Source organism: Marinobacter sp. 1-4A (assembly GCF_016597725.1).
In the GTDB taxonomy this organism is placed as follows: Bacteria; Pseudomonadota; Gammaproteobacteria; order Pseudomonadales; family Oleiphilaceae; genus Marinobacter.
In genome coordinates this window covers 439305-461447 of record NZ_VCGY01000002.1, presented here as the reverse complement: position 1 = coordinate 461447, position 22143 = coordinate 439305, and the positions used below count along the sequence as shown (strand labels likewise).

Annotated in this window: 21 protein-coding genes; 8 read left to right on the top strand and 13 right to left on the bottom strand. The window is 53.8% G+C overall.

Going from position 1 to position 22143, the window contains the following annotated elements; genetic code table 11:
* The first annotated feature begins 20 nt into the window (after positions 1–20).
* Positions 21–962: a D-alanyl-D-alanine endopeptidase gene (gene pbpG, locus FE845_RS05870; protein ID WP_227714103.1), complete on the top strand. Its 942-nt coding sequence runs from the start codon at positions 21–23 to the stop codon at positions 960–962.
* Between the two features lie 45 nt (positions 963–1007).
* Positions 1008–1487 carry an asparaginase domain-containing protein gene (locus FE845_RS05865; protein WP_200362322.1) on the top strand — a complete coding sequence of 160 codons (480 nt, stop codon included), beginning with the start codon at positions 1008–1010 and terminating at the stop codon, positions 1485–1487.
* Between the two features lie 2 nt (positions 1488–1489).
* On the opposite strand, the gene rsuA is transcribed toward FE845_RS05865, so the two are convergent.
* The 4 genes from rsuA to FE845_RS05845 all read right to left on the bottom strand — a co-directional run bounded on the left by rsuA (position 1490) and on the right by FE845_RS05845 (position 5584).
* Complete coding sequence (gene rsuA, locus FE845_RS05860; RefSeq protein WP_200362320.1) at positions 1490–2182, bottom strand: 16S rRNA pseudouridine(516) synthase RsuA; 693 nt, start codon at positions 2180–2182, stop codon at positions 1490–1492.
* Positions 2183–2187: 5 nt separating this feature from the next.
* Positions 2188–3216, bottom strand: coding sequence for a metal-dependent hydrolase (locus tag FE845_RS05855; protein ID WP_200362318.1), 1029 nt, complete (start codon positions 3214–3216; stop codon positions 2188–2190).
* A gap of 203 nt (positions 3217–3419) precedes the next feature.
* The gene (locus FE845_RS05850; protein ID WP_200362316.1) at positions 3420–4169 is read right to left on the bottom strand and encodes a THxN family PEP-CTERM protein; all 750 of its coding nucleotides are present in this window, start codon (positions 4167–4169) and stop codon (positions 3420–3422) included.
* Positions 4170–4327: 158 nt separating this feature from the next.
* Positions 4328–5584, bottom strand: coding sequence for a lytic murein transglycosylase (locus FE845_RS05845; RefSeq protein ID WP_320159667.1), 1257 nt, complete (start codon positions 5582–5584; stop codon positions 4328–4330).
* A 250-nt stretch (positions 5585–5834) separates the two neighbouring features.
* Here FE845_RS05845 and FE845_RS05840 point away from each other — a divergent pair, with 250 nt between their 5' ends.
* Positions 5835–6716: a response regulator gene (locus tag FE845_RS05840; RefSeq protein ID WP_200362314.1), complete on the top strand. Its 882-nt coding sequence runs from the start codon at positions 5835–5837 to the stop codon at positions 6714–6716.
* Here the strand turns inward: FE845_RS05840 and phoR are convergent.
* The 5 genes from phoR to FE845_RS05815 all read right to left on the bottom strand — a co-directional run bounded on the left by phoR (position 6713) and on the right by FE845_RS05815 (position 11160).
* Positions 6713–8056 carry a phosphate regulon sensor histidine kinase PhoR gene (gene phoR, locus FE845_RS05835; protein ID WP_200362312.1) on the bottom strand — a complete coding sequence of 448 codons (1344 nt, stop codon included), beginning with the start codon at positions 8054–8056 and terminating at the stop codon, positions 6713–6715. The genes FE845_RS05840 and phoR overlap by 4 nt on opposite strands.
* Before the next feature lie 36 nt (positions 8057–8092).
* The gene (phoB, locus tag FE845_RS05830; RefSeq protein WP_200362310.1) at positions 8093–8785 is read right to left on the bottom strand and encodes a phosphate regulon transcriptional regulator PhoB; all 693 of its coding nucleotides are present in this window, start codon (positions 8783–8785) and stop codon (positions 8093–8095) included.
* Positions 8786–9037: 252 nt separating this feature from the next.
* A complete protein-coding gene (ubiA, locus tag FE845_RS05825) occupies positions 9038–9925 on the bottom strand; it encodes a 4-hydroxybenzoate octaprenyltransferase (protein ID WP_200362308.1) in 888 nt (295 codons plus the stop codon).
* Positions 9926–10034: 109 nt separating this feature from the next.
* Positions 10035–10622 carry a chorismate--pyruvate lyase family protein gene (locus FE845_RS05820; RefSeq protein ID WP_200362827.1) on the bottom strand — a complete coding sequence of 196 codons (588 nt, stop codon included), beginning with the start codon at positions 10620–10622 and terminating at the stop codon, positions 10035–10037.
* Positions 10603–11160 carry a hypoxanthine-guanine phosphoribosyltransferase gene (locus tag FE845_RS05815; protein WP_200362306.1) on the bottom strand — a complete coding sequence of 186 codons (558 nt, stop codon included), beginning with the start codon at positions 11158–11160 and terminating at the stop codon, positions 10603–10605. Before FE845_RS05815 ends, FE845_RS05820 begins: the two co-directional genes overlap by 20 nt.
* Positions 11161–11427: 267 nt before the next feature.
* Between FE845_RS05815 and FE845_RS05810 the strand changes: the two genes are divergently transcribed.
* The 3 genes from FE845_RS05810 (at position 11428) to FE845_RS05800 (ending at position 13778) form a co-directional block, all read left to right on the top strand.
* The gene (locus tag FE845_RS05810) at positions 11428–11595 is read left to right on the top strand and encodes a rubredoxin (RefSeq protein ID WP_200362304.1); all 168 of its coding nucleotides are present in this window, start codon (positions 11428–11430) and stop codon (positions 11593–11595) included.
* A gap of 19 nt (positions 11596–11614) precedes the next feature.
* On the top strand, positions 11615–12769 hold the full coding sequence (locus tag FE845_RS05805) for an NAD(P)/FAD-dependent oxidoreductase (protein WP_200362302.1): 1155 nt from the start codon (positions 11615–11617) through the stop codon (positions 12767–12769).
* A 154-nt stretch (positions 12770–12923) separates the two neighbouring features.
* The gene (locus tag FE845_RS05800) at positions 12924–13778 is read left to right on the top strand and encodes an acyl-CoA thioesterase (RefSeq protein ID WP_200362300.1); all 855 of its coding nucleotides are present in this window, start codon (positions 12924–12926) and stop codon (positions 13776–13778) included.
* A gap of 8 nt (positions 13779–13786) precedes the next feature.
* Here FE845_RS05800 and FE845_RS05795 read toward each other — a convergent pair whose 3' ends face one another.
* From FE845_RS05795 to FE845_RS05785, 3 genes are all read right to left on the bottom strand, one after another.
* Entirely contained in the window at positions 13787–16348 is a 2562-nt protein-coding gene (locus FE845_RS05795; RefSeq protein WP_320159666.1) for an EAL domain-containing protein, read from the bottom strand.
* Positions 16349–16417: 69 nt separating this feature from the next.
* Positions 16418–16870, bottom strand: coding sequence for a flavodoxin (locus FE845_RS05790; RefSeq protein WP_200362298.1), 453 nt, complete (start codon positions 16868–16870; stop codon positions 16418–16420).
* 75 nt (positions 16871–16945) lie between these two features.
* Positions 16946–18049: a GGDEF domain-containing protein gene (locus tag FE845_RS05785; protein ID WP_200362296.1), complete on the bottom strand. Its 1104-nt coding sequence runs from the start codon at positions 18047–18049 to the stop codon at positions 16946–16948.
* Positions 18050–18244: 195 nt separating this feature from the next.
* Between FE845_RS05785 and FE845_RS05780 the strand changes: the two genes are divergently transcribed.
* Positions 18245–19804, top strand: coding sequence for an inorganic phosphate transporter (locus FE845_RS05780; RefSeq protein WP_200362294.1), 1560 nt, complete (start codon positions 18245–18247; stop codon positions 19802–19804).
* Positions 19805–19901: 97 nt separating this feature from the next.
* Positions 19902–20168 carry a hypothetical protein gene (locus tag FE845_RS05775; RefSeq protein ID WP_200362292.1) on the top strand — a complete coding sequence of 89 codons (267 nt, stop codon included), beginning with the start codon at positions 19902–19904 and terminating at the stop codon, positions 20166–20168.
* 148 nt (positions 20169–20316) lie between these two features.
* Here the strand turns inward: FE845_RS05775 and panP are convergent, their stop codons facing one another.
* Positions 20317–21993, bottom strand: a complete 1677-nt coding sequence (gene panP, locus FE845_RS05770) for a pyridoxal-dependent aspartate 1-decarboxylase PanP (RefSeq protein WP_200362290.1) — start codon at positions 21991–21993, stop codon at positions 20317–20319.
* Positions 21994–22143: the final 150 nt, after the last annotated feature.

Genomic DNA, 22143 nt, shown 5'->3' with positions numbered 1-22143 from the left:
AAGCAGAGACAGAACGCACCATGTATAAAGTGAACATCGCGCGGATGCTATTGTGGCTGGCTTTATGCCTGCCACTAGCAGTAAGTGCGCAGCAGAAGAGCGCCAGCGTGGCTGGTACTCAGAACTTGAATTTAGCGTCGGTCAATGCGGCCGTGGCGATGGCCGGTAGCAACGAACTGGTATTTGGCCGGAATGCAGACCGGCCTGTTCCCATTGCTTCAATAACCAAAGTGATGACAGCTCTAGTGGTGCTGGAATCCGGCGCCCCGCTGAATGAGTGGCTGGTATTCCAGAAACGCCACACGGCTGCCGCCGCGAATGCCTACACTCGCATCCGAGTAGGCTCGAAGATGCGCCGTTCCGATGTGCTCCGCATTGCGCTCATGTCGTCTGAAAACTTTGCAGCCTACACCTTGGCCCGAAGTCATCCGGGTGGCTTCGATGCATTTATTGATGCGATGAACGCCAAAGCAAAAGCCCTCGGTATGGACGGTACCCGCTTTGTGGATCCGACGGGGCTTTCGGCAGAGAATCTATCCACAGCGGGGGATTTGGTGAAGCTTGTTAATGCCGCGGCAAAGCACCCGGAGATTCGGGAGTATTCCACAACGGGCTATTTTCGCGGCAACTTCCGCAACCCCCGTTATAGCTTGTCATTTGGTAACACCAATGCTCTGGTGCACCGGGAAAGTTGGGGGGTGGAGCTGAGCAAAACCGGCTATCTTTCGGAGGCCGGGCGCTGCTTGGTGATGATATCGGAAATGAACGGCAAGCAGGTGGTCGCGGTGCTTTTGGATTCTTTGGGAACTCGGTCTCCAATGGGAGATGCAGGGCGCATCAAACGCTGGCTGGATACCGGTGCCGAAGGGCGCGTGGCAAAAGCTGCAAGGCAATACGCACAAAAGAAGAACGCGGCATACAACGCAATGGCCCATGGCCCCGCAACGACCGCGCTCAAGTAACGTCTACTCAAAGTTGCGCCAGACGCTGAACAGGGCAGGAAGGTCATGATCCAGATTTTTACCACCGGCGGTACCATCGATAAGGTGTATTTCGACGCCAACAGCGAATTTGAGATCGGCGAGTCTCTGGTGCCGGAATTGCTGGCGGAATCCAATATCCATAAAGGCTACAGCCTGCGGGGGTTGCTGCGTAAAGACAGCTTGGAAATGAATGATGCAGATCGTGCACAGGTTCTTGATGCCGCCACCGCCAGTGAAAGCAATCGTATATTGATTACCCACGGAACGGACACCATGGCTGAAACGGCTCAAGTGCTGTCGCCTCTGAGCGGTAAAACCATCGTCCTTACAGGCGCAATGCAGCCTGCACGAATGCGCCGCAGTGATGCGGTGTTCAACATAGGGTTTGCCTGGGCAGCGGTGCAGCTTCTGCCTCCGGGCGTTTATATCGCGATGAATGGCGAGGTGTTCGAGGCTGGTGCTGTGCGTAAAAACCTGAAGGCTCAGCGCTTCGAACGCACCTGATCTCAAGCAATCGAAGCGATTTCCTGCTCCGTCAGCTCTCGATACGCGCCCGGCTTCAGTGCCGGGTCGAGTGAGACGGCGCCAATGCTCTGCCTGTGCAGGGCTTCCACATGGTTCCCCACCGCTGCAAGCATGCGTTTGACCTGATGATAGCGCCCTTCTGAAATGGTCAGCTCAATCAATTGTGGCTCTACAACTTTGACCTGCGCCGGCTTTGTAGGCTTCACTTCGTTGTGAAGCACAAGGCCTTTCTCCAGCTCTTCAATGGCGGACTCTGAAATGGGTGTGTTCAAAGTTACCCTGTAAGTTTTCGGGCAGTCTACTTTGGGGGAGGTGACCCGGTGAGACCATTTTCCATCGGTTGTCAGTAGCAGTAAGCCTGTGGTGTCGGCATCTAATCGTCCGGCAATGTGCAGATCTTGTGTGAGTTCCGCAGGAAGAAGATCCAGTGCCGTTGGGTGATCACTGTCGCGGGTTGCACTGACAACGCCCGCAGGCTTGTTCAGCATCAGGTAGCGTTCGCCCTGAATCGTCAGTTGCGCACCATCCAGAGAGATCGCGGCATCCGCAGGAACGTGCTTTCCCGTGTCTTTCCAAACCTCACCATTAACCTCAACCCGCCGTGCATGTATGGCCCGTCTGGCCTCTTTGCGAGAAAGTGGTGAGTTTGTGGAAATAAATTGATCAAGGCGCATGGTTGTTAACACTCCTGGCCAGAGGTTGGCGTTGCAAGGCTGGCAAGACACAGTACTGGAATTGCGCCGGTGGTGCGGGCCCAAAGCAAAGGCAGGGCGCCGGTATTCATAACGGGGCGTGGTGCTCGCGCACCATTGCCGGGAATAACGGAGCCATCTTGCTGATTCGCGAGAATGAAGGTGAACGGGTGAGCCCCGGGAATGCCAAGCCGAACGTCGGTTGCGGTGATTTCCCCGCCGTTGGTTTTATAATCTAGGAAGCCGCGGGTAAACCATTCCAGACGGCGGGTCTCGGGTAATTGCGAGACAGCCTTGGCCAGCTCTGGCTGGCGCGGAAAGTATTCAAGTGTTAAAGGTGCGTCGCCGTCCAGAAAGCCGGTTACGATTTCAACGCGGTGTTGGTCGGTCATGGCTGTGGCACGCCAGAGCACGGTGTTGAACGGCATGGGTTGTACAAGCAATTCAGCGTCTTCAAAACCGGCGTCTGCAAGTGCGGGCTGCACTCGCTCGGTGATGGCTTGCTGGGCTACAAACGACCAACCGAGATACGCAGTGGAGAGAACCAGCCCCGCTGCCACGGCGCGCACCGCCGGAGGGCGTATGAGAAAGGCGATGCAGCCTGCCAAAAGCGGAAGTGTATAGAGAGGATCGATGATAAAAATGCTGCTTATGGCAAGCGGCCTGCCAATCGGCCAGAAAAGCTGGGTTCCGTAGGTGGTGAAAGTGTCTAGTAGCGGGTGCGTCATTAACACCATTGCCGTCAGTAACAGCCAGCGCGAAAACCCCGGCTCCGGCTTCCAGCGCCAAAGCAAAGCTGCCAACAGTAGTGAAAGAGGTGCGAGCACAAACAGAGAGTGGCTAAAGCCTCTATGCTGCGTAAAGTTCGCAACCGCCGTTCCATAGTCAATCAGCACATCGAGATCGGGCAGAGTGGCTAGTAGCGCGCCGGTAAGCAGAACAGGCCGCCCGAGGGATTTGCCTGCCAAAACACCCGCGATGGAGGCGCCCAGAGCAGCTTGGGTGATTGAGTCCATGAATTCCGTAAAAGTAGAAAGTGTTGGTGAGTATTATGCTTGGAATGCGGGTTCAGATCACGGGAAGAAGGGTATGTTGAAAAAAACGTAGGTGTTAAAAAAGCTGACACCCCGGCCGGATGTAAGCGCGGGGTGTCAGCTTTGTGCTCATTTACATTCTGCGCACTACAGGGTTAGCGTACTCCTGTTTGTGCGCCAGCCGCTCAGGCTTTGCGGCGACGTGCCATGCCGAGGCCGGCTAGGCCAAGGCCGAGTAGGGCTAGGGTGCCAGGCTCAGGTACAGCGACAGCTGCAGAACGTACATTCAGCCTTGCAAGAAGGTTAACGGACGTCGCATCACCTTCTGAAGTAGATAGCTCATTTATACCACCGTCGAAGCCCAGCAGGGATAACCAGTAGATATTGGAGCCGTACTGAAACTCTGAGCTTTCGATCATGTTGTCTAAGCGAACAATGTCATCCACATCGCGATTTGAACAGCCAAAGATAAACGCAAGTGGACCGCAGTGAACGTTTGGTGTTTCAGTATGGCTGAAATCAAACGTGTAAGGTCCGGTGATATTGCCATCACTTGGGTTTGTCGAGAACGAAGCATACACATCAAGGGCAGCGCCAGAGATGCTTTCGCCAGTGATGCGGTTGTTAAAATGGGTGAATGTTCCAAGCACGAACGGATCATTAGAGGTCAGCGTTTGCGGCAAATTGTTAGGCCCTTCGAAGCTGAAACCGCTTTGCGGTCCATTCGAGCACTCTCTCCACCAAAGAATTCCTGAGCATGACACCTCGCCCGTACCCCAGCGAATGCTCTCTGATCCGACTCCTTGAATATGTGATCCGCCGACAGGCGACTGCCATTCGCCGCTCACAGAGTCAAGATTTACAGGGTATGCCGCTACACTCATAGCGGCAGCCAGCAACAACGCACCAATGGATCCTTTCGCCAACATCTTCATGGCATAACTCCTAGCTCTGAACGGTGAAACAGCACATTTCAAGTTGTGCTTTAAGTTGCTACAGTTAAGCTATTTTCATGCCAACTAAAAATCCCTATTAATAACAGCTGCTTAAAGCTGTCTTGTTTTTTGGATGTAAAGAAAACTGACGGCCAGAGCTAGTTGCCTATCTTAAGCCGGTCAAGCAACTCCTGCCCCGGAAATCCATCCGCGATCATCCCTTCATCGTGCTGAAACTTACGAATTGCGGAGCGGGTTGCAGGCCCGGTGATACCATCTGGCTTACCGGCATCGTATCCGCGTTCATTGAGAGCGGCTTGCAATTCAAGAACTGTGTTTCTGGACAACGCCGGTGCATCTTCTGGCGGCGGGTTCTGAAGCATTCCAGCCCCGGCGATGCGATCAGCCAGATGGCCTACTGCTATGGCGTAAAACTCCGACCGGTTCCAGCCCATGATTACTTTGAAGTTGTGGTAGGCAAGAAAGGCTGGTCCCTCATGGCCTGCCGGGACGATCAGGGCTGCGGTGATATTTTCTCGGCCAAGAGGTTTACCGAACGCATCGGTAATGCCCAGCTTGCGCCATTTATCCAATTCAAGACGTCTGCCGTCGGCCATTGAGTAGTCGAAGTTTTTTGGCAACAAGACTTCCCGGCCCCAGCGGTACTCTCCGTCCCAATTCATGGATTCCAGAAAGCGCCCTGCAGACATCATGGCGTCTGGCAGGCTGTTCCAGAGATCGCGCCGGCCATCGCCATCCGCGTCGACAGCGTGTTTTAGAAACACCGTGGGCATAAACTGCACATGACCCATGGCGCCAGCCCAAGATCCTTCCATTTGTTCTACAGGAATGGCCCCTTCATCGATAATGTGCAGCGCGGCGATCAGTTGTTCGGTAAAAAAGCTGCTTCTGCGGGCATCGCATGCCAGAGTTGCCAGAGAGTCGGGCACAGACATTTTTCCGAAGTAGCTGCCGAAGTTGGTTTCCAGCCCCCAAAAAGCAACAAGGTATGGCGCGGGTACGCCGGTTTCTCTGGTCACCCGTGCCAGCAACTCACTGTGCTCTTTGATTAGTTCGCGGCCTTTGTTCACCCTGCTGTCATTAACTCGACGGTTCAGATAATCCGCAAATGTTGTAGTGAACTCGGGTTGCCGACGGTCCAACTCGATTACCCGGTCTACATGCTTTACGCCGGTCATAACGTCTTGGGCCGTTTTGGCGCTAACCCCGGCGGCAATAGCTTTTTCTTGCAACTGCAGCTTGCACTCTTCAAAGCCGTCGGGCGATGCCAATACGGCGTCGTTGTCCGCTACAGCGGACATGGCAGGCAGTGAAGAGGTTGCCAAAAAGGCAGATACAGAAAGACGGCACGCCATGCGCCGGTTGGGCAGAATCCTTGCAAGCTTGGTCAGCACGCGAAACCTCGGTAAATAGGAAAGGGGGTGAACGTTAAAGACTGAGATCATGGTAGCGCGTTTTCGGCCTGTTGAAACACCTTACAAGGTTGTTGGTGGTGACAGTTCTTTAACCTCTAGGTTCGGTAGGCCACACAACAGGCTTTTTATCGGTTTTTAAGTTCGAAGTTTGTGGTTTTTTGTAGCTTGCAGGTTTCCCGCGCGGGCCTTTGTTCTATAGTTGGGGCATACATTCCTAAGAGTTTGAGACATGGCAACGCTGAAAGCGCTGGTGGTTGATGACGCCAGTTTTGTGAGGGATCTGGTTAAGCGGACGATACGTCAGCGCTTTCCCGTTATCGAGACGACCGACGCGCAGAATGGTCGTAGGGCGCAATCGCTTATGTCCCGAGCGAGTTTTGATCTGATTTTATGTGATTGGGAAATGCCCGAAATGTCAGGCCTTGAACTGCTGCAGTGGATGCGTCAGCAGCCTCAGTACGAGAAAGTGCCTTTCATTATGATTACCAGTCGCGGCGATAAAGATCATGTGATCGAAGCAGTGAAGGAAGGTGTGTCCGAGTATTTGGGCAAGCCTTTCAGCCCGGAAGGTCTGAGCAAAAAAATCATAAAGGTGATGGGTAGCACTCTGAGTCATGCGATGGGCCGCAGTGGCAAATCCATGGCTGGCCCTGCCGATGCGTTTAAGGAGTCGGCGGCGTTGCTCACGCAAAAAAGGGAACCGGCGCCGCCGGCGGCAGAGCAGCCTACGCCAGCACTCGGCGCGCTCGCACCCTCGGCCCCGGCTAGCCCAAAACCCGCAGCGGCGAAGGGCAGTATGAGCCTTGCTTCAGTGCGCTTTGCGGAGAGCACACTGAAATCCGTTGTTAAGGACATCAACCTAACCGAGGTGCGGGTTATCGCGAAGCGTGATCAGTCATTTCCGGGCATTTTGGATCAAGCAGTCGTGGATATAGACATTGGCGAAGGGCAGATGGCACGGTTGAACGGATACGTACATCAGCTGCAGGCTGTGGATAAACGTCGGGATACAGACTTTGTGAGCGTCACTATTCGCTTTGTAGATGAGGATCCGAAAAAAATGGAAGACTTGTCTCGCTTCGTTGCGCGCTTTCGGGCCGGTAAGCGCTAAGCTTTGTCTTCGTCGGATGTTTGCTGGGGCGGTGCAGCTGAAGCGGCCGTCACCAGACGCTCCGCTGGAAAGTGGCAGATAAACTCGCTGCCTTCACCAAGTTGGCTGCGTATCTCCAGATTGCCATCGTGATTGATCAGCACATGCTTAACGATAGCCAGCCCCAACCCCGTCCCGCCGGTATCTTTGTGTCTGCTGGGGTCGGCTCGGTAAAAACGCTCGGTTAGGCGAGGTATATGAATCTGGTCAATACCCGCGCCTGTATCTTTCACCGAAAGGTGGCCTCCGTGACTATCGGTGCTCCAGGAAACGGAAATTGTACCTCCGGCTGGGGTGTATTTAACGGCGTTGAATATCAGGTTGGAAAAAGCACTGCGCAGCTGGTTTTCATCACCGTCTAGCCATTGCTGGCTACTAGCTTCAAAGCGAATATCATGCTGGCTTTTGCCGCTCAACGTGCGGGCGTCTTGGCAGACTTGCTGAACTAGGCGGTCAACATTCGTTGGTGCGTCATTCGCGGCGTGTTCGTCGGTCTCTATTCGGGACAATAGAATGAGATCGGTAATAAGTGTTTCCATGCGAACCGACTGTGTTGCCATTGTGTTGATGGCTCGCCGCCATTTCGCAGGCAAGTCATCGGCGTTGTCCACTAGAGTTTCCAAGTAGCCGCTGATAACCGTTAGGGGGGTTCGCATCTCGTGGGATACGTTGCTGACAAAGTCTCTGCGCATCTGCTCTAGTTGGTGCAGGCGCGTAATATCCTTGGCGACAATAAGGCGGTCGTCTTCGCCGAATAGGCTTATCTGGATTTGCAGGTGAATATGAGGCTTTGCGGGCGAGTGCAGCTCTAGAGGCTCGCGGTAGTCTTTGGCATCAAAGTAGGATTTAAAGGCTGGAGTGCGGATGAGGTTATAAATAAACTGACCTTGATCTGTCGTTCGGCGAAAGCCCAGCAAGTGCTCTGCTGAGCCGTTCCACCACTCCAGAGTCCCGCGTGCGTCGGTCATAATCACGCCGTCACGCATGGCGTTGGTAGACTCCTGTATACGGTCGATGCGCGTTCGCAGCCTATCCTGTGTATGTAGATAGTTCTGGTTAAGTTTGTGCAGTTTTTCAAAAAAATCGCCCCAGATGCCTATGCTTTGGGGGGCCTCTTCAACAGTAATCGGGTCTGCTAACCACTGCGACAAGCGGCGAGTTTGGTAGAGCGTCCAGAGTAAGTAGAGGCTCAAACCTGAGATCAGCCCGTAAACCGGATGCCCGAAATAAAACCCCAAAAATGTTGAGCCTGCGAGGCCTGCAAGCGTGTAACGCAGATGTCGCGACCAGATTTTCTGCATGGAAGATTGCCTTGTATGCTTCTGGTAAGTTGCGCGTTAGGCGGGTTGGGTAGAGAACCTGTAACCTGCGCCTCGCACTGTCTGAATGAGATAATCGTGTTGCTCCCCTAAAGCCTTGCGTAACCGTCGGATGTGCACATCAACCGTTCGCTCCTCAACGTAAACATTGCCACCCCACACCTGATCCAAAAGCTGTGATCGTGTGTAAACCCGTTCCTGATGCGTCATGAAAAACTGCAGCAGCCGATACTCCGTTGGTCCTATGTTCAAGGAGCTGTCGTTTGCAGTGACGCGATGGCTTGAAGGGTCGAGTATCAGCCCGTCCACCTCAATGGGGCTGTCGATACCTGGTGGTGTTGCCCTGCGAAGAACAGCCTTTAAGCGGGCCACGAGTTCTCTGGGGCTAAAAGGCTTGGTAATGTAATCATCTGCACCAACCTCTAGACCGCGGACTTTGTTATCTTCTTCAACCTTGGCCGTTAGCATAATAATGGGGATGTCTGAGGTGGTCTCTTCTTTTTTCAGGCGTCTTGCCAGCTCTATGCCGCTGGTGCCCGGCAACATCCAGTCCAACAGAATAATGTCTGGCTGTTTGTCGATAATCAGAGCATGAGCTTCGCGAGCGTCTGCAGCTTCCATGCAGTGGTAGTCGGCCATTTCAAGAGCAACGGCGATCATTTCGCGGATGGCGGGTTCGTCGTCGACTATCAGGACGGTTTTTCCAGACATATTCTATAACCTGTTTCAGACCATGATTTGTTGCTGACCTATTACAATGCCTGAGTGTTACAGCTGTGTGACAGGCTCCTACTTATTGTCTCCAAGCCTATGAAGTTGGGAGTACCGGCGAAATGGGCAGGGCTGTCACAAACACGCCGTGAACCCATCCATGGGGGCTCGGCATTGCCATCCTTGGCAATGCACGGTTTGTGACAGCCCTGCCCATTCCGCCGTTGTGAGCCTTGTGCTTTTACCGTCTTCTCATGTAATAAGCAGGTCTATAACCAGCCCGGCAAACACCGCAAATCCCGCCCAGTTGTTGTTCAGGAAGGCTTTGAAGCAGCCGTCGCGCTCGCGATCCTTGGCCAGATATTGCTGGTAGATAAACAGGCAGGCCATGGCAACCAATCCTAAGTGATAGAAAGTTCCCAGCTCATAACGGCTGCCGACGATCATCAGGATAAGCACCACCATGGCCTGAAGTGCGCCGATGATAGCGCGGTCGGCTTCGCCGAAGAGAATAGCCGTGGATTTGATGCCCACTTTGACGTCGTCGTCGCGGTCAACCATGGCATAGAAGGTGTCGTAGGCCACGGTCCAGAGCACATTGGCGGTGAATAACAGCCAAGTGACTTGGCTGAGTTCGCCCGCCTCTGCGGCCCATGCCATGGGGATAGCCCAGGAGAAGGCAGCGCCAAGAAACAGCTGGGGTAAATGCGTGAACCGTTTGGAGAAGGGGTATATAAACGCCAGCAGTGCGCCGCCAAAGGAAAGGTAGAGTGTGAAGGTATTGGTAAAAAGCACCACCATCAAGAAAGAAAGTATACACAGGCCGCCAAACAGGGCGACGGCCTCCCACGCTTTAACTCGGCCGGTGGTCAGTGGGCGATCTTTGGTGCGTTTTACGTGCTTGTCCCAATCCCGATCTGCAAAGTCGTTGATGGCACACCCAGCGGCCCGCATGAAGAACACACCCAATGTGAAAACGATGACATTGCCGATGCTTGGGCTACCGTCACCGGCAAGCCAGAGGGCCCAGTATGTGGGCCAAAGCAAGAGTAGTGTGCCAATAGGACGGTTGATGCGCAGCAACTGGGCGTAATCGGCTAATCGGCTCCGTATATTTTCTGGCACGGCATTAAGCAACATGGGTCTATCCGGTTGAGGCATGGAAAACGAGACAACGGTAAGTGAAAGTGCAGGGATTATAGCCAGTGGGTGGGCAGGGGTAAAAGTTGGAGGTTTTCTGCGGGAAGCTTCAGTCCTGACGATAGAGTATCGGGAGTAGGTATTCTCCCACAAGCAGGGCGCTGTTTTTGTTGCTGAACAGTGAGCGGCGGGCAAGTTGGGGCTGACTGGTGTTCGATGGGTTTTGGCTTTCGTGGTTGCAGAGTCCTGTTTCAAGCGGCCCCCGCTGCCAGTTACGGCTACTGAACAGAAAGGCGCCCAGAGGCTTGCTGCCGAGATAAAGAAGCCGCCGACCTTCGCCCGTCAGACAGGCAAGTGGAATAACTGTGCGTGCGAGAACCCATGGCTTACCGTCTCCGCACAGGCGCACCTCGCGAATCCATGCTCGTTGGCGATGCGGGATGCCGAGGCGCATGGCTTCTTCAGGGGTGGGTGTGGCGAAGCCTTCTCGCTGAACTTCAACGTGAAATGAGCGAGCGCATTGGTTTTGCAGGGCCCGGGTAAAGGAGCCCTCTACCTTTAGCCAGTAGCGCGCCGGGCCATGAACCTCGGGGTTGCGCAGCCCTGCAGCAGCGAAAGAGCTGTACCAATCGGTTGGCGGAATTATCAGGCTGGGGCTGGGATCCGACGTGTTGATGTCAGAGGCCTTTAACGGCATAAATCCCGGGCGCATTGCGCCAGTAACCTTTGTAATCCATGCCATAGCCAAACAGGAAGCGATCTTCCACGTTTAACCCGGTGAAATCTGCTTTAAGATCCGGGCGGGCTTTGCGGTCGTGCTGCTTGTCGACCAAAACGGCGGTTAGTACCTGCTTTGCGCCATGGGCCAGACAATAGTCCGCGATGGCACAAAGGGTGGTGCCTTCATCAAGAATGTCGTCAATAATCAGCACGGTACGGTCTTTCATGTCTGCTTGAGGCTGGAGCTTCCACTCCAAAATGCCACCGGTAGTTTCCTGCCGGTAGCGCGTCGCATGAAGATATTCTGCCTGCACCGGGAACTTGAGCTGTGGTAGAAGTTGGCCGGTAAAGATCAGGCCACCGTTCATCACACAAAACAGCAGGGGGTTACTGTCTTTAAGGCGGCCGGTAATGTCGTCGGCTAGATTGCGGATGGCAGCCTGTACCTGTTGCTCATCAATCAGGCAGTCAGCTTCGGCCATAACCTGATTCATTTCGGCGACGGTATCGGTCATAACGGTCGGTCCTGTCGTAAAACCGGCGATTATACCGGAGAGGGCCGGTCTAGGGGAGGGGGTGTTCTACCAACTATTGGCAGAAAAACCCGGTTGGGTGCGTCCTTGCTGGCATTGGTGAATCCTGATGTGCCGGGTATTATTGTGCCGCAACGCAGACAGGTGCTCGGGACACCGGGGGTTTCGGTGTCTGTGCAAGGAGCTTTTTTTGATGTATTGTTCGACAATTATTATAGCGGCCGCAAATGTGTGGTGGAGAGATTGTTTATGAAGAAGTGGCAGTGCGTAGTGTGTGGCTTGGTTTATGACGAAGCAGAAGGCTGGCCGGAAGACGGAATTGAGCCCGGGACTGCTTGGGACGATGTGCCCGATGATTGGGTTTGTCCCGATTGTGGAGTGGGCAAGGAAGATTTTGAAATGATCGAGATCGGTTGACCCCTAACGGAGCATGGCTATGACAGAGCAGAACCCCATCATTATTATCGGGACCGGTTTGGCGGGGTATTCTCTCGCGCGGGAAATCCGCAAGCAGGATAAGGACGTGCGGATTGTGATGGTAACCGCGGATGATGGCGTTAGCTACTCCAAGCCCATGCTGTCGACGGGTTTTACCAAAGGCAAAGATGCTGATGGTCTGGCTCAGGCGGCCACTGATGCCATGGCGGAGCAACTGAAGCTGGAGTTGCGGACTTTCACCACCGTTACCGGTATAGATACCGATGGCCACAGGTTGCTCTTGGGTGACGAAAGCCTATCTTACAGCAAGCTGGTGCTGGCCTGGGGCGCGGATGTTATTCGCCTGACTATTCCCGGTGATGGGCAGGAGCGGGTGTTCCCGATCAACGATCTGGAAGATTACCGGGTGTTCCGGAAAGCGTTAAAGCCGGGAGGTCGGGTGGCCATCATGGGAGCCGGGCTTATTGGTTGCGAGTTTGCGAATGATCTGCGCAATGGCGGTTATGACGTCGAGGTAATCGCACCCTCCGATGCGGTTATGCCAAGCCTATTGCCTCCGGTTGCCGCTAAGGCTGTGCAGAAAGAGCTGGAAGCGCTGGGTGTGCGCTTTCATCTTGAAACTCTGGTTGAGCGGGTGGAACCGGCGGGCACGGGGGTAACCTTGTTCCTCGCCAACGGTGAGACCTTGCAGGCGGACCTTGTGATTTCCGCAGTGGGACTGCGGCCTCGAACGCAACTGGCCCGTGCCGCCGGAATCGATACTGGTCGGGGAATCACGGTCAACAGATTACTGGAGACCTCGGCCCCGGATGTTTATGCGCTGGGTGATTGCGCGGAGGTAGACGGCCACGTATTGCTTTATGTGCTGCCTTTGATGGCTTGCGCCCGCGCTTTGGCAAAAACCCTGACCGGAGCGCCCACCGAGGTCACATACGGCACCATGCCTGTGATGATCAAAACCCCCTGTTGTCCAGCTGCTGTTTGCCCGCCACCTTCAAATGCTGAAGGTAGTTGGGAAACCGAACAGGATGGCACTCATGTAAAAACCTTATTCAAGAATGCCAGTGGCGAGGTTTTAGGCTTTGCGGTTACTGGTCGGTTTGCGCTGGAAAAACAGGCGCTGTCCAAGGTAGTGCCGCCCATCCACTCCTGAATATCACGCCGCCGCTGGTTTTTCTCTATTATGCTTATCTGGTTTTGCGGCCCGCACTGTGCAAGCAGATGCGGGCTGAGGCGGTTTTTCGTTGCGAATGGGGTCTGCTTAGGGTAGAAACTCTTCGTGTGCTAACGAATCAACAGGAGCAGGCATGCTTGATGTTACAAAGAAACTGGTGGAGTTGCTGTATCTGGAGCCAGCTGGCGAAGACCATTATCGCGGCGACAGCCAGGACTTAGGGTTTCCCCATGTGTTTGGAGGGCAAGTCCTCGGGCAGGCTTTGATGGCGGCCAGTCATACAGTTGAGGACCGCCTCTGCCATTCTTTGCATGCTTATTTTCTGCGCCCCGGCAACAAGCATATGCCCATCGACTATGAAGTTCAGCGCGTGCGCGATGGCCGCAGCTTTGCAGTACGCCGGGTTATCGCCCGACAAGATGGCAAGGAAATTCTAACGGGAACTATGTCGTTTCATGTCCCTGAAGAAGGCTTTGAGCATCAGGCAGACATGCCGGACGCACCAGATCCTGACACTCTTCGGTCTGAGCAGGAGTGGGGCAAAATCATGGCGGCACAAGCGCCAGAAAAATTGCGTGAAATTATGACCCGTGACCGCCCCATTGAAATCCGCCCGGTGAACCCGGTGAATCCGTTTGCTCCGGAGAAGCGCCCGCCGCACAAACAAAACTGGATTCGTGCACTTGGGCCATTGCCGGATGATCCGGTTTTGCACCGCTGCCTACTCATTTACGCATCAGATTTTTCGTTTCTGGGAACCTCGCTCAGTCCCCATGGCGTATCGTTTATGAGTAAAGGGTTGCAGGTTGCAAGTTTGGATCATGCCATCTGGTTCCATCGGGATTTTCGCATGGAGGATTGGCTCCTTTATGACAAAGACAGCCCGAGCGCTTCTTCTGGGCGTGGGTTCAATCGTGGCAATTTTTTCAATGAGGAAGGTGTTCTTGTGGCGTCCACAACGCAGGAAGCGTTGATCCGCCTACGTTAACCCTGCTGTCATCCCGAGCTGTGCTGGATAGCTGCGGTGTCGTGCCACTCCGCAAGCCAGATGAGCATTTGCTCAAACGGGAGCGGCCGGCTCAGCAGGTAGCCCTGAATCATATCGCACCCCATCCCTTTTAAAAGGTTTGCAGTTGCCTCATCTTCCACACCTTCGGCTACAACACGGTAGCCAAGGCTGTGACACATGTCGATGGTGGTTTGAACGATCACCCGGTCCGCCTCTCCGGTGGCCAAGTCTGTGATAAGCGATCGATCAATTTTAATCTCGCTGGCGGGCAACTGTTTGATATAGGAAAGCGACGAGTAGCCCGAGCCAAAATCGTCAATAGAAATGGGAATGCCAGCGCTCGCCAATGAGTTGAGAGCCTTCAGCGCGTTAACCGGGTCCTGCATCATGGATGTTTCCGTCACTTCAAAGGTAATGGTACCTTGATGCTGGGTGTTGGCACTTGTCAGCCTTTTTACGAACAGCGGGAAATCTTGCTCCCTGAGGTTGTTCGGCGAGATGTTCACCGAAAGGTCCAGTTGATAGCCGTGCTCAAGAAAGCGGCTGCGAAGTTGTAGCGACTGCTCCAGCACCCACCGGGTCAACGGCTTAATAAGCCCGGTTTGCTCGGCAAGAAGGATGATCTCATCCGCAGGAACTGGGTGCGCCCTCCCGGGCCAACGAATGAGCGCCTCCATGCTAGAAATTCTTCCGGTTTTGCAATCCAGCTTTGGCTGCAGATGAAGAGCAAGGCCATTACTCGCCAGCGCTTGCTGTAACTCGGACACCATCGTAAGTCGGCTAGCGCTGTAGGAGTCTATGGAGGGCTCGTAATAGGCTATTCCCCGCTCATGGGCACGGGCGGAACTCTCCGCAATTGCCGCCTTACGAATCAAGGATGTGGCATCTGTGCCATGGACTGGTGAGACAGCAACACCCAGTTGGGCATTAAGCGGTATCTGCATGCCAAGGTAATCAACCGGGCTGCGGATAGCGTCCAATTTACGCAGTGTCACTTTGGGGACTTGCTCTGCTATGTTGGCATCCACTACGCAGGCAAAGGTCTCCGGGTCTAGCGAGGCTAGAAAAAAGTTGCGACCGTTGTGCTGGCCTAAAGAAATAATCCCCGGCATCTCGCGAACCGTTGCATTCAGGCTTTTTGATGCCAGCTCCAGAATGCGGTCACTGTTCTGGTGTCCCAGAGTTTTGGTAACAGACTGCAGGTTGTTCAGGTGAATGACAACAATGCCATGGCGCCTATGCGGCGATTGCAGAATCAGGTCGTTTACCTGCATTTCAAAATTGGTGCGATTTGGCAGGCCGGTAAGAGAGTTGTGGAGGGCGTTCTCAATCAGCTTGAGCTCGGCCGAGCGCCGGGCGGTCATGGCTTTTAGCTCTGCTTCTCGGGCTTCCACCTTTTCATGCCGCTCTTGGTAAAGGCGGGTAGCCAAGGCCAGAGCAAGCAGCATTGCTTCAAACGCTGAGCCAATCTCCATGCCGTAGGTGGTAATGAAATTGCTGGGCAGCAGGCCGTACTTGTTGGCAGCCGTAATAGCGCTGCCAAGAGATAGCGCGCTCCAAGCCAGAGTGTAATAGACCGCTTGGGGCTTCCCCCGTATCCATTGCAGTGGGCCAATCACGGTGAGTAGGAGTGTGCTTGGGATGGCCATAGCGACGGTGATGCGGATGGCGCTGCTGTAATCCAGAATACCCGTCACCAGCGTCATGATGGCGTTTACCGTGATGAAACCAAGCACAATGCGATTGAGGGTGGGGGCTGTTTGTTTCAGTTTCAGAAAGGAGCGAGAGAATAACAGTGTGAATATAACGGCCAGCGGAACCGTGAGTAGCATGGAGCGATTTTGAATTTCGGGGCTTTCTGGCCAAAGCAGTTGAAAGGCTGTGCCATTGAGATTGCCTATCAAAAGCAGATAGCCCGTCGTCGACAGCACGTAAAGTAGATAAACAGGCTCGCGCAGTGCAAGAAAGACCAGCAAGTTGAAGAATATAACGCTGATGAGTATGCCGTAGTAAACCGCATGCAGTTGCTCTTCTACCGACGCATGCTCAAAAAACTCCTGAGTATTCCACAGCGCCATGGGCACCTGAAGGGTTCCGCCAGTGCTGATTTTCAGAAGAATTTGCCGATTTTCGCTGGTGTCTGGGCTGAACGGAAACAAGAAATGACGATTGAGAATAGGGCGCTGGGAAAAGGGATAGCGATCCCCGGAAACAACGGTGTCTACAAGCTTGCCGTTATCAATGAGATAGAAGGTGACATGGTCAAGCTGGGAGTAGGCTACCTCTAATAAATCGATCCGAGGGTTGGCAGGAACCTTAAAGCGAAACCACGCCGTATCTTGTGTATAACCAAAATTCGGGCTGCTGTTATTAAGCGGTTGCCAGTCATCAGAGGCGGAAGCGTCTGTGGGTGACAATTGTACGCCGGGCGGAATACGCAAAAACTCTACACTGGGAAAACGAAATGACTCCGCTCCCTGACAGCTAAATGCCAGAGGCAGAAGCAGCATCAGTAATGCAAGAATGCGAGACCATTGGTACCTTGTCACGATTCACCGCTTATTGTAGTTATCGTCTGAATCAGTATGAGCTGTAGCCGATAGCGACTCAAGTCGCTCTTATACGAATACAGCAGATACCCATTCACGCACCCAGGGTAAAGCCTCACTTTCTGGCTCTTGGGTTTCTAGCGCATCAATGCACAGGGTTTCGCCAACCTTGCGGGCGGCGGTTTCATACAGCGCTTCCTCCATCAGCTCGCCCGCGCCACAAAAAGTATCTCCATAGGAGCTATCACCCAAAACGATGATACCAAAAGGGCGGCCTGGCTGTTGTGGCAGCTGTTCACGTAAAGCAACATAAAAAGGCAGCAGGTTGCTTGGAACCTCTCCCTGCCCCGTGGTGGATGTGCAGACCAGCAAAGGCGATGTGTCAGACGTTATATCGCTGAGCACCGGGTTCTCCAAAACCTGTACCGAGTAACCTTCTGTATCTAATGTTTGTTTGATGGCTCTGGCGGTCATCAGGGCGCCGCCGTAAACGCTGCCCACCAGAATACGTATGTCTTTCATATCAATCCTTGTTTAATACCAAGCACAGTGCAGGGCTTTCGAGGCGCCAAATAATAACGGCAGGGCCAGCTGGCCTCAAATTTCAGGCTCGCTTTGGGTATCTGCCGTGTGGCTGCGCACCCGGGGTATAATCCTGTTTCGCCCAGCTTCTTTGGCGCTGTATAAATGCGCATCGGCTTGCTTAAGCATGGTTTCAATTGAATCCACCTGAGCAACGGAGCAAACGCCCGCGCTCATAGTGATTGGTAGCTCCTGACCGTGATAGCTAAAGCGATCTTGCTCCACTTTGCTGCGCAAGCGCTCAGCCAACGTGAGGGCGGGAATCAATGAGGTGTCAGGTAGTAGCAGTAGGAACTCCTCGCCACCCCAGCGAGCCGCTACATCTGTTTGGCGAATCACGGATTGTACCAGTTTGGCAAATTGCTTTAGAGCCGCATCGCCCGCGTTGTGGCCGTATTGGTCATTGATATTCTTAAACAGGTCCAGATCAATCAGGACAATGGAAAAGTGATGCCCCGCGCGCTTGTGCCTAGAAAATTCCTCCGATAAGCGGTTCAGGATGTCGCGTCGGTTGGACAGCCCGGTGAGCTCATCGGTTTTGGCGGCATGCTCGTGGGTCAGAGCTAAATCCAGAAGTTCATTGCGGGCTTTCAGTCGGCTTGCTTCCAGTACAAAGCAGAAAATTGACTCAAACGTTAGAGTAACGAAAAAACGGATTATGAAATCGTTTTCGTACTCCGCTAGCACAAATGGCAGATTAGGAAACTGGAATACGATAACGGCTACCAGATAAACCAGCAGAAGAATCATGGTGCCGGTTTTTAGGTTGGTCAGGAAAAACAACAAAGGTGGGAAGACATAGAACCAGAGCGGGCCGGTGTTTCCCTCGCCACCCGAGGCGATCAGATAAGTGAAAAGTACACTGACAACAACCAGAAGGCCGGTTTTTTGCACGTCACGATTACCAGTGCGGGCAAACCAGACCATGTTGGCCAGCACGGGCAGTATAAAGCCCCAGAGAGTTAGAGCGTGGTTGGTATGGTCTGAATGCCAAGCTTTGGCACCGATACCTACAAGGCACAGCACCGCTGCTAGGGACAGCCACGTCAATACCCGTGAAACCTGAGCCTCTTCACGTTCGCGCGCGGCCTCGTAGCCCAAGGATGTATCTTTGATCATAACGGCCCTATTCCGTGGCTCACTGGTTTTTGCCCATTATGAATCAGACAATGGTAGGTATGCATCTATTGTGAGTGTATTGTGTGACCAAGTTGTACAGATGCACATTTGTTTCAATTTAAAGGCAAAAAATTTATAGTTGCGCGCAGCACAGCGGTTCGTTCTCCATTTCGATCAAATGAGACCTTTTCTGTTATGGCCCGTTCAAGCGGATTTCTGGATACCCTTCTCACCAGCGACTCTACCGAGCGATACCGGATTGGCTTCAGCCTGCTATTCCTGTTGGGCGTTTGGCTCGTTGTTGGCGCCTTCAGCGAAGGTATGCCCAATAGCACGTTGCTAATGGCTGCTGCGGTTATTGGCGGCTATATGGCTATTAATATAGGTGCTAATGATGTTGCTAACAATGTTGGCCCCGCCGTTGGTTCCGGAGCTCTGTCTTTGGGCGCTGCGGTTATTCTGGCTGGCATTTTTGAGTCGGCGGGAGCGCTGATTGCTGGAGGCGATGTGGTCTCTACCATCAAGGGGGGGATTATCGACCCCACAAGCTTGGAAGATGGTCGAGCCTTCGTCTGGCTGATGACGGCAGCACTGCTGGCTGGTGCGCTTTGGTTAAATCTTGCGACCTGGATGGGCGCGCCGGTGTCTACTACCCACTCGATTGTGGGCGGTGTGCTCGGGGCGGGCATTGCAGCGGGCGGCTGGGGCATTGCTGATTGGGGCGTAATGGCCAAAATTGCTGGCAGTTGGGTTATTTCGCCGGTTCTTGGTGGTGCCTTGGCCGCTCTGCTGCTCTACGTCATCAATAAAACGGTGCTGTATCGGAAAAACGTGATACCTGCCGCTCGCATTTTTGTGCCCTGGCTCGTCGCCATCATGGCCTGGGCCTTCGGGACCTATTTGATGATCAAGGGTGTGAAGAAGATCATCAAAGTCGACTTCCTTGAAGCCTCTCTCGTCGGGCTTGGCGCGGCTGTCGTTGCCTTCTTTATCGTGCGCTCACTTGCCGCCCGTCGGGCAGCCACCATGGAGAACAGTGCTGGCGGAGTGAATACCTTGTTCACCTGGCCTCTGATATTCGCAGCGGCTCTGCTGAGCTTTGCCCATGGTGCGAACGACGTAGCCAACGCCATTGGCCCACTTGCAGCGATTAACGACGCACTCTCCAATGGCTCCATAGTAACCGCCTCAAGCATACCTCTGTGGGTGATGATGATTGGCGCATTGGGTTTGACCGTCGGCCTTATGCTGTTCGGCCCGCGTTTGATCAAAACCGTGGGCAGCGAAATTACCGAACTGGATAAAACCCGCGCCTTCTGTATTGCGTTGTCAGCGGCACTGACCGTTATACTTGCCTCACAGTTGGGCTTGCCTGTGAGCTCCACGCACATTGCCATTGGCGGCGTGTTTGGTGTTGGTTTCTTGCGTGAGTACCTGAAATCCAACTACGCCACACAGCTGCACAAGATTATGGAAGAGCGTGACGAAGACGACCGTGAACGGCTCAAGCCTTTCTTGGACGATTTCCGCAACGCCTCCGTTGAGGAAATGGAAAAGCTGCTAAAGCGGGCCAAGAAAAAGAAACACGTGCCTCTGACCAAGTCGGACCGCAAGCGCCTCAAAAAGATCTACAAAGAAGAAATGGTTAAACGGTCACACCTTGTGCGCATCGCGGCAGCCTGGATTATCACGGTGCCCGCCTCGGCAATTATGGCGGCTATTCTGTTTTTCACCTTGCGCGGGCTTTTTGTATAAGGTGCTGGCTGGTTGTAGCGCGCGGGTTTGGTCATACTGTATGTCTACCGAAGGAGCAACATGCTCCCCAAGAACTTATTTGCCCGGAGGGTGAGTTATGAGTACGCCAATTGAAAGCCGTCAGGCTAGGGTGATTGATGAGCTGCGCGTCTTCATCAAGAAGGTACTGAGCGATCCGACCATCGCGGTAAAGTCCATCGACATTGCCCGAAAGTACCGATCTGAGCCAGGTTCCGATGAGCTGATTGCGCGGGAAATCAGCGCTAACACCACCATTCGTATTCCGGAGAAGTGGAGCGAAGCGGATCGAATGTTTTTGGAGATTATTGACGAAGTGCTGGATGACGAAGAGGCTTTGTACTGAGTCAGGCTTCGGTGGAGCAAGCGGGACGGCGCGGTTTCAGAAACACGCTGTGAATACCTCCCTGTACGCTCGGCTCCGCCATCCATGGCTCCGCACGGTTTCTGAAACCGCGCCGTCCCGCTCACCGAATCTTTTGAGTTTGCCTTCTTTAGGCGTGCTTTAGGCCTTGCCCGTGCTGATTAAGCACCGCATCCGCCATTTGGTGCAGTATTCCTATTTCGTCCTGAATGCCTTCCTCCCCTGAAAGCTCTCTTTGCTCTTCCAGAATGTCTGCCAATATTTTTGGCGTGGTCAGGGGGTTCGCCAGAACCACCCGGAAAACAATGCACGGGAAGTTATAGTAACGAGCAGGCTCCAAACGGGTTCTTGAAACGAAAGCCTTGCCACGCTCCCGTTGGGTTTTCTGGATAAATTTAGTGATTCTGTTCAGGCAGGCGTTAAGTTTTTCCGCCTGCAGGGGGTCTGCTAGAGCCAAGGCTTGCTGCACGTTTTCCGGGCAATAGCGGTAAGTAAGAATGTTAAGTTCCGGCCGGGTAACCAGTTCAAAATCCGGCTGGGCTGAAATCATATCAGCGAACGTCGCCGCCTTCTCGATACCCTGATCAATCAGTATCTCGTAGCCTTCTCTGGCCAGAATTTTCAGGCCGGAATGAATCAGCATAGACATGCCGGGGCGTGAGCCTTCCAAGGTAGTGGTACCGAGATCCCGTGAGCCTTTGCGGATGATGTATTGGGCGTGATGCTCAACGGCATTGGCCAAGCTGGGGTCTTTGAACACGACCAGCCCAACGCCCATGGGCACATACAACTGTTTGTGGGCGTCGAAGGTAACGGAGTCTGCCTTCTCTATACCGCGCAACAAGTGCCGGTAGGTTCTGGAGAACAGTGTAGGCCCGCCCCAGGCTGCATCCACGTGGAAGTGGGCGCCGAATTCCCGCGCGGTATCTGCCATGGCGTCTAGCGGGTCAACGTTACCGGTTTCGGTCGTACCCGCAACGCCGCAGATGGCCAGTATCTTGATTTTTTGCTTCTGCAATTCCAGGCACTTGTCGCGCAACGCATCGGTTTGAATCCGGTTGTTGTCGTCGGTGTCCACCGCAACAAGAGATTCGCGGCCAAGGCCTAGTACATCCGCGGCTTTACCTAGAGAGTAGTGGCCACGACGCGATACAACGATGGCAGCGCCTTCGTAGCCGTAATACTTGAGAGCGCGGAACAGGCCTTCCTGATGCAGCCCCCGGAAACTGCCTTCAGCTGGAAACGCACGATTGCGAGCTACCCAGAGTGCGGTCAAATTGGCAACGGTTCCGCCAGAACACATGGCGCCAAGAGCGTAGCGGGGGTCGTGCATCCATTTCCGGTAAAAAGCGCCGTCCTCTTCGTACACCAGCCGATGAATCATGCCAAGAACCTGACGCTCCATGGGGGTAAACGCTTTGGAGGTTTCGGTTTTTACCAGATTCTGGTTCAGGGCAATCATGATTTTCGACAGCGGCAACATAAAGTAGGGCAGCGCTGAAGTCATGTGGCCTATAAAGGCTGGAGATGCTGTATGAACGGAGTTGGCAACCAGTTTGTCTAGCAGAAACTGGGCTTGCTCCGAAACGAACACGGGTTTTTCAGGGATGGCGTAGTCCGAGAAGTTTTTCTCGACATCTGCAAGGTCCCGTTCAACGGCAACGATATGCTCTTGCAGAAAGCCTGCAAGGTTGCTGGAAATATTCTGGTCAATACGGCTAAGCGTAGATTCCGGTGCTTCTGGCACAGTGAACACGCGATACATGGCTTCAATTGAAGCCTGAGCCGTTTTTTTCTTGCCGGTCATAGATACCACACACAATCAGTGGTCATCCGCAGGGTCGGTTCCGGATACCCGACGGATACAGCCGGGATTTGTTCCGGCATTGGTTACTTGTCGCCTGTTGTTTACAGGCACGCTGGCATCCCTGAGGTGGCGTAGTATACGGGCTGCTTT

What these genes read in the sequence shown, in the direction of transcription:
- phoR (WP_200362312.1), bottom strand. Translation starts at nt 8,056, where the DNA reads ATGCAGAAAATCTGGTCGCGACATCTGCGTTACACGCTTGCAGGCCTC.
- FE845_RS05785 (WP_200362296.1), bottom strand. Translation starts at nt 18,049, where the DNA reads ATGATCAAAGATACATCCTTGGGCTACGAGGCCGCGCGCGAACGTGAA.
- FE845_RS05815 (WP_200362306.1), bottom strand. Translation starts at nt 11,160, where the DNA reads ATGACCGATACCGTCGCCGAAATGAATCAGGTTATGGCCGAAGCTGAC.
- FE845_RS05780 (WP_200362294.1), top strand. Translation starts at nt 18,245, where the DNA reads ATGGCCCGTTCAAGCGGATTTCTGGATACCCTTCTCACCAGCGACTCT.
- panP (WP_200362290.1), bottom strand. Translation starts at nt 21,993, where the DNA reads ATGACCGGCAAGAAAAAAACGGCTCAGGCTTCAATTGAAGCCATGTAT.
- FE845_RS05790 (WP_200362298.1), bottom strand. Translation starts at nt 16,870, where the DNA reads ATGAAAGACATACGTATTCTGGTGGGCAGCGTTTACGGCGGCGCCCTG.
- FE845_RS05850 (WP_200362316.1), bottom strand. Translation starts at nt 4,169, where the DNA reads ATGAAGATGTTGGCGAAAGGATCCATTGGTGCGTTGTTGCTGGCTGCC.
- phoB (WP_200362310.1), bottom strand. Translation starts at nt 8,785, where the DNA reads ATGTCTGGAAAAACCGTCCTGATAGTCGACGACGAACCCGCCATCCGC.
- FE845_RS05810 (WP_200362304.1), top strand. Translation starts at nt 11,428, where the DNA reads ATGAAGAAGTGGCAGTGCGTAGTGTGTGGCTTGGTTTATGACGAAGCA.
- FE845_RS05820 (WP_200362827.1), bottom strand. Translation starts at nt 10,622, where the DNA reads ATGCCGTTAAAGGCCTCTGACATCAACACGTCGGATCCCAGCCCCAGC.
- ubiA (WP_200362308.1), bottom strand. Translation starts at nt 9,925, where the DNA reads ATGTTGCTTAATGCCGTGCCAGAAAATATACGGAGCCGATTAGCCGAT.
- FE845_RS05805 (WP_200362302.1), top strand. Translation starts at nt 11,615, where the DNA reads ATGACAGAGCAGAACCCCATCATTATTATCGGGACCGGTTTGGCGGGG.
- pbpG (WP_227714103.1), top strand. Translation starts at nt 21, where the DNA reads ATGTATAAAGTGAACATCGCGCGGATGCTATTGTGGCTGGCTTTATGC.
- FE845_RS05800 (WP_200362300.1), top strand. Translation starts at nt 12,924, where the DNA reads ATGCTTGATGTTACAAAGAAACTGGTGGAGTTGCTGTATCTGGAGCCA.
- FE845_RS05855 (WP_200362318.1), bottom strand. Translation starts at nt 3,216, where the DNA reads ATGGACTCAATCACCCAAGCTGCTCTGGGCGCCTCCATCGCGGGTGTT.
- rsuA (WP_200362320.1), bottom strand. Translation starts at nt 2,182, where the DNA reads ATGCGCCTTGATCAATTTATTTCCACAAACTCACCACTTTCTCGCAAA.
- FE845_RS05840 (WP_200362314.1), top strand. Translation starts at nt 5,835, where the DNA reads ATGGCAACGCTGAAAGCGCTGGTGGTTGATGACGCCAGTTTTGTGAGG.
- FE845_RS05865 (WP_200362322.1), top strand. Translation starts at nt 1,008, where the DNA reads ATGATCCAGATTTTTACCACCGGCGGTACCATCGATAAGGTGTATTTC.
- FE845_RS05775 (WP_200362292.1), top strand. Translation starts at nt 19,902, where the DNA reads ATGAGTACGCCAATTGAAAGCCGTCAGGCTAGGGTGATTGATGAGCTG.